11 protein-coding genes and 1 pseudogene are annotated in these 12,572 nt (G+C 69.6%); 8 read left to right on the plus strand and 4 right to left on the minus strand.

Features of this window, described 5'->3' with window-relative positions:
• Nucleotides 1-35: 35 nt before the first annotated feature.
• Both BMY97_RS22670 and BMY97_RS22675 read right to left on the minus strand, forming a co-directional pair.
• Entirely contained in the window at nucleotides 36-1,124 is a 1,089-nt protein-coding gene (locus BMY97_RS22670; protein WP_177231499.1) for a HAMP domain-containing sensor histidine kinase, read from the minus strand.
• On the minus strand, nucleotides 1,121-1,795 hold the full coding sequence (locus tag BMY97_RS22675; protein ID WP_342744050.1) for a response regulator transcription factor: 675 nt from the start codon (nucleotides 1,793-1,795) through the stop codon (nucleotides 1,121-1,123). The genes BMY97_RS22670 and BMY97_RS22675 overlap by 4 nt, the downstream gene beginning before the upstream one ends.
• A gap of 250 nt (nucleotides 1,796-2,045) precedes the next feature.
• Between BMY97_RS22675 and BMY97_RS22680 the strand changes: the two genes are divergently transcribed.
• The 7 genes from BMY97_RS22680 (at nucleotide 2,046) to BMY97_RS22705 (ending at nucleotide 8,786) form a co-directional block, all read left to right on the plus strand.
• Complete coding sequence (locus BMY97_RS22680; protein ID WP_091619312.1) at nucleotides 2,046-3,587, plus strand: NCS1 family nucleobase:cation symporter-1; 1,542 nt, start codon at nucleotides 2,046-2,048, stop codon at nucleotides 3,585-3,587.
• Complete coding sequence (locus BMY97_RS22685) at nucleotides 3,538-4,380, plus strand: nitrilase-related carbon-nitrogen hydrolase (RefSeq protein WP_091619314.1); 843 nt, start codon at nucleotides 3,538-3,540, stop codon at nucleotides 4,378-4,380. Before BMY97_RS22680 ends, BMY97_RS22685 begins: the two co-directional genes overlap by 50 nt.
• Nucleotides 4,380-5,762: a dihydropyrimidinase gene (gene hydA, locus BMY97_RS22690; RefSeq protein ID WP_091619316.1), complete on the plus strand. Its 1,383-nt coding sequence runs from the start codon at nucleotides 4,380-4,382 to the stop codon at nucleotides 5,760-5,762. The genes BMY97_RS22685 and hydA overlap by 1 nt, the downstream gene beginning before the upstream one ends.
• Nucleotides 5,763-5,773: 11 nt before the next feature.
• The gene (locus BMY97_RS22695) at nucleotides 5,774-6,772 is read left to right on the plus strand and encodes a TIGR03842 family LLM class F420-dependent oxidoreductase (RefSeq protein WP_091619318.1); all 999 of its coding nucleotides are present in this window, start codon (nucleotides 5,774-5,776) and stop codon (nucleotides 6,770-6,772) included.
• Between the two features lie 131 nt (nucleotides 6,773-6,903).
• Nucleotides 6,904-7,122 (plus strand): hypothetical protein, encoded by a 219-nt coding sequence (locus BMY97_RS48520; RefSeq protein WP_245787439.1) that lies wholly within the window; start codon nucleotides 6,904-6,906, stop codon nucleotides 7,120-7,122.
• Nucleotides 7,086-7,445, plus strand: coding sequence for a hypothetical protein (locus tag BMY97_RS48525; protein ID WP_245787440.1), 360 nt, complete (start codon nucleotides 7,086-7,088; stop codon nucleotides 7,443-7,445). Before BMY97_RS48520 ends, BMY97_RS48525 begins: the two co-directional genes overlap by 37 nt.
• Nucleotides 7,446-7,547: 102 nt before the next feature.
• Nucleotides 7,548-8,786 carry a glycoside hydrolase family 99 protein gene (locus BMY97_RS22705; protein ID WP_091619320.1) on the plus strand — a complete coding sequence of 413 codons (1,239 nt, stop codon included), beginning with the start codon at nucleotides 7,548-7,550 and terminating at the stop codon, nucleotides 8,784-8,786.
• Between the two features lie 64 nt (nucleotides 8,787-8,850).
• On the opposite strand, the pseudogene BMY97_RS22710 reads toward BMY97_RS22705, so the two are convergent.
• Together BMY97_RS22710 and BMY97_RS22715 are read right to left on the minus strand one after the other, a co-directional pair.
• A pseudogene (locus tag BMY97_RS22710) lies at nucleotides 8,851-10,082 on the minus strand (serine hydrolase domain-containing protein).
• 9 nt (nucleotides 10,083-10,091) lie between these two features.
• On the minus strand, nucleotides 10,092-10,907 hold the full coding sequence (locus BMY97_RS22715) for a siderophore-interacting protein (protein WP_091619322.1): 816 nt from the start codon (nucleotides 10,905-10,907) through the stop codon (nucleotides 10,092-10,094).
• Nucleotides 10,908-11,339: 432 nt separating this feature from the next.
• On the opposite strand from BMY97_RS22715, the gene BMY97_RS22720 reads away from it, so the two are divergent.
• The gene (locus BMY97_RS22720; protein ID WP_091619324.1) at nucleotides 11,340-12,473 is read left to right on the plus strand and encodes an IS701 family transposase; all 1,134 of its coding nucleotides are present in this window, start codon (nucleotides 11,340-11,342) and stop codon (nucleotides 12,471-12,473) included.
• The last annotated feature ends 99 nt before the right edge of the window (nucleotides 12,474-12,572 follow it).

A 12,572-nucleotide genomic window follows, 5' to 3' on the forward strand; every position in this document is an offset into this window, starting at 1 on the left:
CGGCAGAGCCGGCAAACCCCAGCGATACAGCGAAGTCAGGCGGGCAGGGTCACCCGGATCCGGCAGCCGTCCTGGCGAGCGTCCGGGGAAACCCCTTCCGCGCCAGCGGAAGCCGGCCCTGAAACGAGGGCGGGCGTCTCCGGCGCGACGACCGCGATCGAGCCGCCGTGCAGTTCCACCACCCAGCGGGCGATGGCCAGGCCGAGGCCCGTCCCGCCGCCGCCGGCGCGTTCGCCGCGGGTGAAGCGTTCGAACACCCGCGCACGGTCCGCCGGCGGGATGCCGGGGCCTTCGTCGCGGACCTCGATGTGGGCCACGCCCGCGTCGACCACCGCGCGGACCTCCACCGAACTGCCCGCGGGGCCGTGGCGGGCGGCGTTCTCCAGCAGGTTCACCACCACCTGGTACAGCCGCGCGCGGTCCGCCGTCAGTGCCGCGCCCGGCGGCGACACCGACACGTCGAACCGCACGCCCCGGCCCGCCGCGGCGGCCATCGCCTCGGCTTCGGCCGCGACCTCGGCGAGCAGTTCCGCCAGGTCCACCCGCGCGAGGTCCAGCGAAAGCGTCCCGCCGTCGATGCGCGAGAGGTCCAGCAGCTCGGTGACGAGCCGGCCCAGCCGTTCCGTCTGGTGCAGCGCCGTGCGCAGGGTGGCCGGGTCCGGCGAGGCGACGCCGTCCACCAGGTTCTCCAGCACCCCGTTCAACGCGGTGATCGGCGTCCGCAGCTCGTGCGACACGTTGGCGATCAGCTCGCGGCGCTGCTGGTCGGCGGTGGCGAGGTCGGCCGCCATCTGGTTGAACGCGTGGGCCAGCGAGCCCACCTCGTCACGGGCGGTGGCGCGGACGCGGCGGGTGTAGTCGCCCCGCGCCATCGCGCGCGCCGCCGCCGTCATCTCACGCAGCGGGCGGGTCATGCCGTGGGCCAGGATCTGCGAGGTGGCCAGCGCGATCAGCATCGCCGTGACCGTGGTCTTCGGCGGCAGCCAGCCGATCCGCCAGTTGAAGAAGGCGAACGCGATCCCGCCCGAGGCGAGCAGCAGGATGGCCAGCTTCAGCTTGATCGACCGGATCGGGTCGAGCGGGCGCGGCAGCAGGTCCACGAGCTTGCCCAGGAACACCCTCATGCCGGCACCTCCAGCGCGTAGCCCACCCCGTGCACCGTCCGGATCAGGTCGGCGCCGAGCTTGCGCCGCAACGCCTTGATGTGGCTGTCCACCGCGCGCGTGGTGGCGCCGCCGGCGTGCACGTCCCAGTCCCAGACCTCGGCCAGCAGCCGTTCACGCGGCTGCACCGAACGCGGCCGCCGCGCGAAGTGCACCAGCAGGTCGAACTCGATGGGCGTCAGCTGCGCGGGCTCCCCGGCGCGGGTCACCCGGCGCTCGTCGATGTCGATCTCCAGGTCCCCCAGCACGATCCGCTCCGGCCCGCGCTGGGCGGACAAGCGCTCCACGCGCCGCAGCAGGGCGTGCACCCGGGCCGTGAGCACGCGCATGGAGAACGGCTTGGTCAGGTAGTCGTCGGCGCCGACGCCGAGCCCCACCAGCAGGTCGGTCTCGTCGGCGCGCGCGGTGAGCATCAGCACCGGCACCGCCCGCCGCGCCTGGATCCGGCGGCACACCTCGAGCCCGTCGAAGCCGGGCAGCATCACGTCGAGCACCACCAGGTCCGGGCCGGTCGCGGCCTCCGCCGCCACCGCGGCCGGCCCGTCGTGGGCCAGCTCCACGGTGAACCCCTCGGCCCGCAGCCGGGCGGCGATCGACGCGGCGATCGTGAGGTCGTCCTCGACGACCAGCACCCGCCGTCCCCCTCTGTCCATGCCGACGACTCTAGGGAACCACCGTGGAAGCCATCCGGGTGAGCTGTGGAGATCCTGTGGAGAACGCGACCGTGTTTCGCTCACTTTGCGCCGACGCTACCGGCGGATTGTGACGCAGGTCATGCACCGTCGGGGCCGTTCGCGCAATCGACAGACTGCGCCGAGGGCAGCCGAACGGTGAACAGTCTGCCTCTGCCACCCGCCCGCACCCGGCGCGCAGGATTCCGCAATGGAGCCGACCTCACAGGTGCACGCCGACGGGCGGGTGGAGCTCGCCGACGTCCGCTCCCTGCACGGCAGCCGGTTCTTCAACGAGGAACTGGCCCCGGTCCCGATCGGAAAACGGACCTGGAGCACGTACAACTACTTCGCGCTCTGGATGGGGATGGCCCACAACATCCCCAGCTACGCGCTGGCGGCGTCGCTCATCGCGCTCGGCATGAACTGGCTGCAGGCACTCATCACGATCACCATCGGCAATCTCGTGGTGCTCGCCCCGATGCTGCTCAACAGCCACGCCGGCACGAAGTACGGCATCCCGTTCCCGGTGTTCGCGCGGGCCTTCTACGGCCTGCGCGGCGCCAACCTGGCCGCGCTGCTGCGCGCGTTCATCGCGTGCGGCTGGTTCGGCATCCAGACCTGGGTGGGCGGCGAGTCGATCTACGTGATCGTCGGCAGGCTCGCCGGGTCCGGCTGGCGCGATTCGACCGTGGTGCTCGGCCAGCACTGGACGCTGTGGCTGAGCTTCGCCGTGTTCTGGCTCGTGCAGATGCTGATCATCTGGCGCGGTATGGACGCGGTCCGGAAGTTCGAGAACTGGACCGCGCCGCTGGTGTCGGTCGGCTTCCTGATCCTGCTCGGCTACGTGCTGGTGAAGGCGGGCGGCTTCGGCCCGATCCTGGCCGACCCCGGCAAGCTCGGCTGGGGACCCGGCTTCTGGAAGGTGTTCGCGCCGTCGCTGATGGCGATGATCGCGTTCTGGTCCACGCTCTCGCTGAACATGCCGGACTACACGCGCTTCGGCGGCAGCCAGCGCAAGCAGGTGCGCGGGCAGATCCTCGGCCTGCCGACCACCATGACGTTCATCGCGGTCGTGGCCATCCTGACCACTTCGGGCGGGCACGTGCTCTACGGCCAGGACATCTGGGACCCGGCACAGCTGGCGGACAAGTTCTCCAGCCCGGTCGTGGTGGTCGTCGCGCTGGCCGCGCTGGTGCTGGCGACGATCTCGGCGAACCTCGCGGCGAACGTGGTCAGCCCGTCCTACGACTTCTCCAACGCCTTCCCGAAGCGCATCACGTTCGCGCTCGGCGGCCTGATCACCGGTGTCGTCGGCATCCTGATCCAGCCGTGGCGGCTCTACTCCGACCCGAGCATCTACATCTTCGCCTGGCTCGGGTTCTACGGCGGCCTGCTCGGCGCCGTGGCCGGTGTGCTCGTGGCCGGCTACTGGGTGATCGCCCGGACCGAGCTGAAGCTGAAGGACCTCTACACACCCGATGGGGTGTATTGGTTCGCCGGGGGCTGGAACTGGCGCGCGGTGGTCGCGACGCTGGTCGGCGCGGTGCTCGCGGTCGGCGGGGCCTACGGCGGCCCCTTCCCCGCGAACGGCCTCATCCCCTTCCTGAAGCCGCTCTACGACTACAACTGGGTGGTGGGCCTGGTCGGCGCGTTCGCCGTCTACGCCCTGTTCTCCCGGTCCAGCACGAAGGAGGAGACAAGTGAGCGACCTGGTCCGAGCCGGATTGATCCAGCAGCGGTGGACGGGTGACAAGGAGTCGATGATCGCGAACGCCGTCGAAGCCATCGGCAAAGCGGCTTCGCAGGGCGCCCAGGTCGTCTGCCTCCAGGAACTGTTCTACGGCCCGTACTTCTGCCAGATCCAGGACGCCGACTACTACTCCTACACCGAGGGCATTCCCGACGGCCCCACCACGAAGCTCATGCAGGAGGTGGCCGAGCGCCACGGCGTGGTGCTGGTGGTGCCGATGTACGAGCAGGAGCAGCCCGGCGTCTACTACAACACCGCTGCGGTGATCGACGCCGACGGCACGTACCTGGGCAAGCACCGCAAGAACCACATCCCGCAGGTGAAGGGGTTCTGGGAGAAGTTCTACTTCCGGCCCGGCAACCTCGGCTACCCGGTGTTCGACACCGCCGTGGGCCGCATCGGCGTGTACATCTGCTACGAGCGGCACTTCCCCGAGGGCTGGCGCGCGCTCGGCCTGGCGGGCGCGAAGATCGTGTTCAACCCGTCGGCGACCAGCCGGGGACTCTCGGAGTACCTGTGGCGCCTGGAGCAGCCCGCGGCCGCCGCGGCGAACGAGTACTTCGTCGGCACGATCAACCGCATCGGCGTGGAACCCTTGGGCGACAACGACTTCTACGGCCAGTCCTACTTCGCCGACCCGCGCGGGCAGCTGGTCGGCGAGGCCGCTTCGGACTCCGAGGAGGAGATCGTCGTCCGCGACCTGGACATGGGCCAGCTCGCCGAGGTGCGCGACCTCTGGGCGTTCTACCGCGACCGTCGCCCGGACAGCTACGGCCCCCTGACGGAGGCCTGATGACCACCCTTATCAAAGGCGGCCAGGTCGTCTCCCCCGCCGGCGCCGTCGAGGCCGATGTGCTGGTGGACGGCGAGCGCATCGCCGCCGTCGCCGCGCCCGGCGCGCTCACCGGCGACGAGACGATCGACGCCACCGGGAAGTACGTGCTGCCCGGCGGCATCGACGCGCACACGCACATGGAAATGCCCTTCGGCGGCACGCATTCCGTGGACACCTTCGAGACCGGCACCGTCGCCGCGGCCTGGGGCGGCACGACCACGATCATCGACTTCGCCGTGCAGGCCAAGGGCACCTCGCTGCTGTCCACACTGGACAAATGGCACAGCAAGGCCGACGGCAACTGCGCCGTGGACTACGGCTTCCACATGATCGTCTCGGACGTCAACGACGCCTCGCTCAAGGAGATGCGGGCCTGCGTGGACGCCGGCGTGGGCAGCTTCAAGATGTTCATGGCCTACCCCGGCGTCTTCTACTCCACCGACGGCGAGATCCTGCGGGGGATGCAGCAGGCGCGCGAGATCGGCGCCACGATCATGATGCACGCCGAGAACGGCATCGCGATCGACGAGCTGGCCGCGCAGGCGTACGCCGCGGGCCGGGTCGACCCCGTGGAGCACGGGCGCACCCGGCCGCCGGAGCTGGAGGCCGAGGCGACCTCGCGCGCGATCCGGCTGGCCGCCGTCACGGGTGCGCCGCTCTACATCGTGCACCTGTCCGCCTCGCAGGCGCTGGCGGCGGTGGCGGAAGCGCGTGACGACGGGCAGAACGTGTTCGCCGAGACCTGCCCGCAGTACCTGTACCTGTCCATTGAGGACTTGGCGAAGCCCGGCTTCGAAGGCGCGAAGTACGTCGCTTCGCCGCCGCTGCGGGAGAAGTCGCACCAGGCCGACCTGTGGCGCGGGCTGCGCACCAACGACCTGTCCGTGGTGTCCACCGACCACTGCCCGTTCTGCTTCAAGGACCAGAAGGAGCTGGGCCGCGGCGACTTCCGGGCGATCCCGAACGGCATGCCCGGCGTCGAGCACCGGATGGACCTGCTGCACCAGGGCGTGGTCGCGGGTGAGATCTCGCTCGGCCGCTGGGTCGAGACGTGCTCGGCGACGCCGGCCCGGATGTTCGGGCTGTACCCGCGCAAGGGGGTCATCGCCGCGGGCTCGGACGCGGACATCGTGGTCTACGACCCGGCGGCCACGCAGACGCTGTCCGCCGAGACGCACCACATGAACGTGGACTACTCGGCGTACGAGGGCTTCGAACTGACCGGCAAGGTCCACACGGTGCTCTCGCGCGGCCGGGTCGTGGTGTCGCCGTCGGGTTTCAGCGGCGGGGCCGGCCACGGGAAGTTCCTCGCCCGCGCCCTGAACCAGTACCTGAACTGAAGGGCGGAAGCGTGGACTTCGGGATCGTGCTGCAGACCGACCCGCCGGCGTCCGACGTCGTCCGGCTGATGAAGGCCGCCGAGGACCAGGGTTTCCGCTACGGCTGGACGTTCGACTCGGCGGTGCTGTGGCAGGAGCCGTTCGTGGTCTACTCGCGGATCCTGGCGGAGACCTCGTCGCTGGTGGTCGGGCCGATGGTGACTTCGCCGGGCACGCGGGACTGGTCGGTGATGGCGTCGACCTTCGCCACGCTGAACGACATGTACGGCAACCGCACCGTGTGCGGCATCGGCCGGGGCGACTCGGCGCACCGGGTGGTCGGCAAGCCACCGTCCACATTGGCCACGGTGCGGGACTGCATGCGGGTGGTGAAGGACCTCGCCGAGGGCCGCGAGGTCACGATGAACGACACGGCCGTGCGAATCCCGTGGGTGCGGGGCGGGCGGCTGGAGATGTGGATGGCCGGCTACGGCCCGAAGGCGCTGAAGACCGTCGGCGAGCACGCCGACGGCTTCATCCTCCAATGCGCCGACCCGGCCATCGCCCGCTGGACCATCGGCGCGGTCCGCGACGCCGCCCGCGCGGCCGGCCGCGACCCGGGCGGCATCACGATCTGCGTGGCGGCCCCCGCATACGTCGGCGAGGACCTGGCCCATCAGCGTGAGCAGCTGCGCTGGTTCGGCGGCATGGTCGGCAACCACGTCGCGGACCTCGTTTCGCGCTACGGCTCCTCGGGCGCGGTCCCCCGCGAGCTGACCGACTACATCCGCGAACGCGAGGGCTACGACTACCGCCACCACGGCCGCGCCGGCAACCCGTCCACGGATTTCGTCCCGGACGAGATCGTGGACCGCTTCTGCCTGCTGGGGCCCGCTTCCGCTCACATCGCCCGCCTCCAGGAACTCGCCGAGCTGGGCGTCGACCAATTCGCCCTGTACTTGATGCACGACGAACGGGAAGCGACGCTGGGCGCGTATGGGAACCAGATCGTCGGCAAGCTGACGGCTTGAATTCGGCTTGGCTGCGAACAGATCTGCTCCCAGGCAAGGACATCGCGGAGCGCGCTCAGGCATTGGCACTGAAGATCCGCCAGCACAAGAGCGTGATCTAGACCGAGGAGGCGACCAAGAATGCCTTCGTCATGCCGTTCATCAGCACGGTCCTCGGCTACGACGTCTTCAACCCCGCCGGGGTGATCCCGGAGTTCACCGCGGATGTGCCGGAACTGGCGAAGCTGACCAAGGAGTCCTTCGACCTCGACTCGGTCATCAGCGCCGCCGGCGAGCTGAAGGCGCCTTCACCCAGCGCGTACGGGAGCAGTTCGTGCCGCTCGTCGAAAAGGCGACCCGGCAGTTCCTGAACGAGCAGGTCAACGATCGGCTCAAGAACGCGCTCGGTGCGCCGGACTCCTACACCGAGGAGGAGCTGGAGGGTTACCGGGTCATTCGCGCGATCGTCTGCGCGGAGGTGCCCGCCTCGCGGATCACCGCGCGGGACAACCAGACCTATTTCGGGGTGCTCCTCGACAACAACAACCGGAAGCCGATCGCGCGGCTGTGGTTCAACCGGGCTGCCCCAAGCCGAACCCGCCGCGCAGCCCGTCGACGCCAAGGCCTCCTAAGCCGAGGGCAACGGGACAACCGGGGGGAAACCACCACCGCCGGTTCCCGTCGCTTGCGGTAAGCCGACAGAAAGTCCCAACCATCTATACAAACGTGTGAAAGATTCGTAGTCTCGCCTCGCCGCCGCTGTCCTGTCCGCATCGTCGCGACGAGGAGTCCCGTCATGGGCGTGTCCCGCCGTACTTTCCTGTCTCTGGCTGCCGCCGGTTCCGCGGCTGCCGCACTGCCGTCGCTGGGCGCCGGGCCCGCGTCGGCGGCCAGTCCGCCCGGTGACGTGGTCGGCAAGATCACCGTCGGCTACCAGGGCTGGTTCGCCTGCATCGGCGACGGCGCGCCGATCAACGCCTGGTGGCACTGGGCGCACGACGCGAGCAAAGCGCCGTCGCCGGACAACACCGGGATCAAGTCGTGGCCCGACGTCCGCGATTACGACCACACCTACAAAACCGCGTACGGGAACCTCGGCAACGGGCAGACCGCGAACCTGTTCTCCTCTTACGACCAGCAGACCGTCGACACGCATTTCGCCTGGCTGCAGCAGTTCGGCATCGACACCGCGGCGCTGCAGCGGTTCAACCCCAACGGCGCCGAGGGCCCGACCCGCGACGCGATGGCGCAGAAAGTGCGCAGCGCCGCCGAATCGCACGGGCGGAAGTTCTACGTGATGTACGACGTCACCGGCTGGACGAACATGCAGCAGGAGATCAAGGACGACTGGACCTCGAAGATGTCGGTGCACACCGCGTCCGGCGCCTACGCCCGCCAGAACGGCAAGCCGGTCGTCTGCGTCTGGGGCTTCGGCTTCAACGACGGCAACCACCCGTGGGACGCCGGCCCCTGCCTCGACGTGGTGAACTGGTTCAAGGGCCAGGGCTGTTACGTGATCGGCGGCGTGCCGCGGGAATGGCGCGTCGGCGGTTCGGGCACGCGCACCGGGTTCTCCGACGTCTACCACGCGTTCAACGCGCTCTCGCCGTGGATGGTCGGCGCGATCGGCAACGCGGGCGACTCCGACAACGTCTACAACACCATCACCGTCGGCGACCAGGCGGACTGCAACTCCCACGGCATCGACTACCAGCCCTGCGTGCTGCCCGGCGACACCCAGGAACGCCAGCGCGTGCACGGCGACTTCATGTGGCGGCAGTTCTACAACATGGTCCGCGCCGGCGCCCAGGGCATCTACATCTCGATGTTCGACGAGTACAACGAGGGCAACCAGATCGCGAAAACCGCCGAGGACTCCTCGATGGTCCCCGCGGGCTCCGGCCTCTGGGCCCTCGACGAGGACGGCACGCGCTGCAGCTCCGACTACTACCTCCGGCTCACCGGCGACGGCGGCCGGATGCTGCGCGGCGAAATCGCCCTGACGCCCAACCGGCCGACCCCGCCGGTCGCCTGAACGAGCCCCGCGTACGTCCTCAATGGACGTACGCGGGGTCAGTCGTTCGGCTGAACCGGCGGGCTCAGCCGACCAGCGCCTGGTAGACCAGCTGACGCAGCTGCTGCCGGATCGGGTGGGTGCTCGACGGCAGCAGCTGCGTGTAAAACGCCGCGGTGAGGTCCTCGTCGGGGTCCACCCAGAACGCGGTGGACGCCGCGCCGCCCCAGGCGTACTCGCCCGCGCTGGAGAGCGTCTTCGCCTTCACCGGGTCCTCCAGCACCGAAAAGCCCAGCCCGAAGCCGAATCCGTTGAACGGCATCTCGGCGAACAGCGGCCGGCCGTAGGCCTCGAGGTCCACGTGCCCGGGCAGGTGGTTGCTCGTCATCAGCTCCACCGTGCGCGGGCCGAGCACCCGCGCGCCGTCGAGTTCGCCGCCGCGCAGCAGCATCTGCGTGAAACGGTGGTAGTCGCCCGCGGTCGAGACGAGGCCGCCGCCACCGCCGAGGAACTCCGGGCGGGCGGTGCCGAGTTTGCCGAAAACGTCGTTGCGCACGGCCCGCTTGGTTCCCGGCTCCGGCAGGTACAACGCGGCGAGCCGGTCGGTGTCCGGGGTCCAGAAACCGGTGTCGGTCATGCCGAGCGGGCCGAAGACCCGCTCCGCCAGCACCTCGTCCAGCGGCTTCCCGGCCAGCACCTCGACGAGCCGGCCCAGCACGTCGCTGGACACCGAGTAGTTCCACTCGCTGCCGGGCTGGAACACCAGCGGGAATTCCGCCCACTGGCGGCAGCACGCGGCGAGGTCCAGCCCCTTCGGCGTGCCCCACTCGTGCCCCGCCGCCCGGTAGATCGCGTCGACCGGGTGCGTGTGGTGGAAGCCGTAGGTCAGCCCGGAGGTGTGCGTGAGCAGGTGCCACAGCCGGATCGGCTCGGTCGCCGGCTCCGTGACCGGGGCCAGCGCCGAGCCCTTGACGTAGACCCGCGGCGTCGCGAATTCCGGCAGCCACTGGGAAATCGGGTCGGTGAGGTCGATCAGGCCCTCTTCGACGAACGTCATCGCGGCGACCGAGGTGATCGGCTTCGTCATCGAGAAGATGCGCCAGACCGTTCGGGCTCCACCGGCGCGCCCGCCTCGACGTCGCGGCTGCCGTGCGACGCGACGTGCACGATCCGCCCGTGCCTGCTCACCACCGCGAGGTAGCCGGGCAGCAGCCCATCGTCGACATACCGGGCGAAATGCCGGTCGATGCGCTGCAGCCGTCCACTGTCGAACCCGGCCTCGGCCGGGTCGATGTCCACCTTCACCTCAGTCGCCATGCGGCGAGGTTACGCTGATTCGCGCGCCCGTTCGGCCGCCTTCTCCTCGCGCCAGGCCTCGTCGTTCTTGCCCTCGCGCCAGTATCCGGACAGCGACAGCGAGCCCCGCGAAACGGCGCGCTCGTCGAGCAGGTACCGGCGCAGCTCCCGGACGAAACCGGCCTCCCCGTGGACAAACGCCTGCACTTCGCCTTCGCGCCACGGCAGCGCCTTCACCGCCGCGGTGAGGTCACCGCCGTCCGCCCGGTGCAGCCAGGTGATCTGCGCGTCCGCCTTCGTGACGAGCGGCTGCTCCTCACCGGCGTCCGCCACGAGCAGGAAAACGTGCGCGGGCACGCCGGCGGGCATGGCCTCGAGCGCCGCCGCGATGGCCGGCAACGCGGCCTCGTCGCCGACCAGCAGGTGCCAGCCCGCGTCGGCACGCGGCGCGTAACCGCCGCCGGGACCGCCGAACAGCAGCTCGTCACCGGGCTCGGCGCGCATCGCCCACGGCCCGGCCAGCCCCTCGTCCCCGTGCACGACGAAGTCGATCACCAGCTCGCCGGCCGCCTCGTCGTAGGAGCGGACGGTGTAGGTGCGCTGCCGCGGCGCGTGCTCGCGCGGCAGCTCGGCGCGGATCCGCTGCAGGTCGAACGGCTCCGGGTACTCGACCCCGGGCACCTTGAAGATGACCTTCACGTACGCGTCGGTGAACTCGTTCGGCGAAAAGTCCCGCAGGCCTTCGCCGCCCGCGACGATGCGGATCATGTGCGGGCTGAGACTTTCCTTGCGGAGGACCTGGAGCCGCACCGCCGGCCTCCCCTTGCGCGCCGGAGCATCGGCCATCGAAAACCACCCATTCAGTAAGGGTTACCTAATCTGGGTTCCACCGTACGCGCCTGTCACCCGTTCCGCCTAGGGGCTGTCCGGTAAGCCATCGGAGCCAGAGGACGATGGCCGCGATGGCGAGTTCGGCCTGGTGGCAGACAGCCCACCTGATCCGCCAGTCTCGTCTGGCACGGCGGGCCGAGGGATGAGAGCAGGCCCTGTCCGCGATCACTGACCAGGCGTGAGCAGGAACAGCATCGGCAAGCCACGCCGGTCGGCAGCGAGGTGGAACTCGGCACTCAGCCCGCCCTGGGACCCCTGAGCTCTTTTAGGATCCGATCCCAGGTGCCGTCCTCGGCCCACACGACTACCGGACGCACAACCCAACCACTTACAGGACGCGGCCTAGTACTGCAACGGCAGTTGGTGTGCGTGTGGTAGATCATCGTTGTGGTGGTTGATGTGGTGATGGAGCAGCTGGACCGGGTGCATGAGCGGATCGGTGGCCGGTTCGCGCGGTCGGAACCGCGGGCCCGTGCGCGGGAGTACGTGTCTGGGCTGGTCGCGGGGTTGGAGCGGAAAAACGGGTGGACGCTGGCCGAGCAGGCCGGTGAAGTTTCGCCGGATGGGATGCAGCGGCTGCTGCGCTGGGCGGACTGGGATATCGACGGTGTCCGCGATGACGTTCGCGACTACGTCGTCGAGCACCTCGGCGAGCCGGGTGGCGTGCTGATCGTGGACGACACGGGCTTCCTGAAGAAGGGCACGCGCTCGGCCGGGGTGCAGCGGCAGTACTCAGGAACCGCCGGCCGGATCGAAAATTGCCAGATCGGGACGTTCCTGGCCTATGCGTCTCCTCGTGGGCATGCGCTGATCGACCGTGAGCTGTATCTGCCCGAGCCGTGGATCGCCGATCCCGCTCGGTGTCGGCGGGCGGGAATCTCGGAGGGCACAGAGTTCGAGACCAAGCCGCGCCAAGCGATGGCGATGCTGGCGCGGGCGTTTGAGGCGGGGGTGCCGTTCGGGTGGGTCACCGCTGATGAGGCGTACGGGCAGGTCAAATACCTGCGGTTGTGGCTGGAAGCCCACGATGCCGCACACGTGCTGGCCACCAAGGTCAACGACACCCTGGTCACCACCGGCGGTCGCGAAGCCCGAGCCGACGAGCTGATCGCCGGCCTGCCCGCCCGGGCGTGGCGGCGGTTGTCGGTCGGGGCCGGCGCGCACGGGCCCCGCGAGTACGACTGGGCGCGGGTGCCGATCCGGATCGGCTGGCAGCCTGGGCGCGGGCATTGGCTGCTCGCCCGCCGTTCACTCTCGGATCCGACGGAGGTCGCTTACTACGTCTGCTACGGACCGCGGCGCTCGACGCTGCTGGACCTGGCCTGGGTCGCCGGGACACGGTGGCGGATCGAGGAGTGTTTCCAGCAGGCCAAGAACGAAGCCGGCCTCGACCAGTACCAGGTCCGGTCCTGGCGGGCGTGGTATGCCCACATCACCTTGTCGATGCTCGCTCACGCCTGGCTCGCGGTCTCTCGTTCCCTTGCTATAAAAGGGGAACTGGTGCCGACGAGCCGGGCATGATCGGATTTACGCTACCGGAGATACGGCGCCTGCTCACCAGGCTGGTCCTGCGTGTCACCGACGCCGCCGATCACGTCTGGGCCTGGTCCCGCTTCCGCC

It is taken from the genome of Amycolatopsis saalfeldensis (genome assembly GCF_900110575.1).
In the GTDB taxonomy this organism is placed as follows: Bacteria; Actinomycetota; Actinomycetes; order Mycobacteriales; family Pseudonocardiaceae; genus Amycolatopsis; species Amycolatopsis saalfeldensis.